Origin of the sequence: Vibrio owensii CAIM 1854 = LMG 25443, assembly GCF_000817815.1 — a bacterium.
Lineage (GTDB): Bacteria > Pseudomonadota > Gammaproteobacteria > Enterobacterales > Vibrionaceae > Vibrio > Vibrio owensii.
This window is the reverse complement of record NZ_JPRD01000115.1, coordinates 1-1252: the sequence shown is the minus strand read 5'-3', so window position 1 is coordinate 1252 and position 1252 is coordinate 1. Positions and strand designations below refer to the sequence as shown.

The following is a 1252-nucleotide window of genomic DNA, read 5'->3' as shown; positions in this document are numbered from 1 at the left end:
ACTCATTATGTTTTCCTGTTAGTTTGGTTCGACTCTCTAAATACAGTCCAAAGAGCAAAAGCTTGACGCTGTTACTTATTTTTCGAAACACCTTATATAAAGGTACTCATGAGAATCGTGTAGGACTGAAACTTCGCTGTATATTCTTGGCTCGTTTTGTAGGAGCCCAAACACTGTTATGAGTATTAAGTGTTGCTAGCGGTGCAGAAGGTATAGTCTGACCTAGCTTATCCAGATGTTTAATTGCATCCCTTTGCTCGCTCTGGCTTTGCCTTGCCTGCTGATTAATAACCGGCAGGACATTCATATTTGCAGCAGTCGCTGGGCCAGTAAAATCTTCAAGCGTATATTGTGCTGCAAATAAGTTAGCTGCAAAAATGGGTTCCATTACATCACCACCACTTATCGCATAGTTATTTACTTCATTTTGCAGTTTACCAATTACTTGATCTCGTCTCGCTCGATCCGATAAAGAATGGTTTTTTTGAGAAGAGAGAACCCCTTTCGAACTCATTGTAGGAGGGTGAAAAAAAGCCCCTTTTCCTGTTGGATGTTGCATCACTCCCCCCGTTCCGAGATTATACCCAGACCCGTCAGTAGGAAGCCTAGCTTGTGAAACATGCTCCAAAGAAGCAAAGGCGAGATCGTGTTGATCCTGTGTAAATGTTACACCAGCTGTTTTTTCAACGCTCGCTATACCACTGTATATACTACGAACGGTTGCCGTTGACATTAATTCATCTTGGCCACTGTTAGCATCACGATATTTATTATTAAAAGTATCTAATTGTCCATTCATAACCGCGTCGTATGCTTTTTTTAGCGTCTTAGTGTTTTGAATTGCATTGCCATAACGATTCTTGACACTATAAAATGCATTTATCTTCTTCCTAATAGCTTGAGTCTGACTTTGAGCCTGACTATCACTGAGCTTTAAAAGTGCTTGGCCGATCTTTACTCCTTCTGCCTGACCGGCTGCCTCTAAAGCTTTATGACTTGGAATACCACTACTGGTTTTAACTAGGCCATTTGTATCATAAAATGATACTGGATTGTCACAGACCATCCGATACAGATTTAACCCATCCACCGTCCCTGCCGGATCCGAGCTTAACCATCTGCCCACCCACGGCTGGTAGTATCGATAACCATAGTAATACAAACCGGTTGCATCACGCTCTTTGCCCGAGTAGCGGACCATTTTATACTTCACTTCTGTCTGATTACGCGCAGTTAAAATAGCTGTCCCCCC

1 protein-coding gene is annotated in these 1252 nt (G+C 42.3%); it reads right to left on the bottom strand.

The window, feature by feature from the left end; genetic code table 11:
* Positions 1–106 precede the first annotated feature (106 nt).
* Positions 107–1252, bottom strand: a 1146-nt coding sequence (locus tag H735_RS31965; protein ID WP_042980879.1) for an RHS repeat-associated core domain-containing protein, incomplete at its 5' end; no start/stop codon positions are given.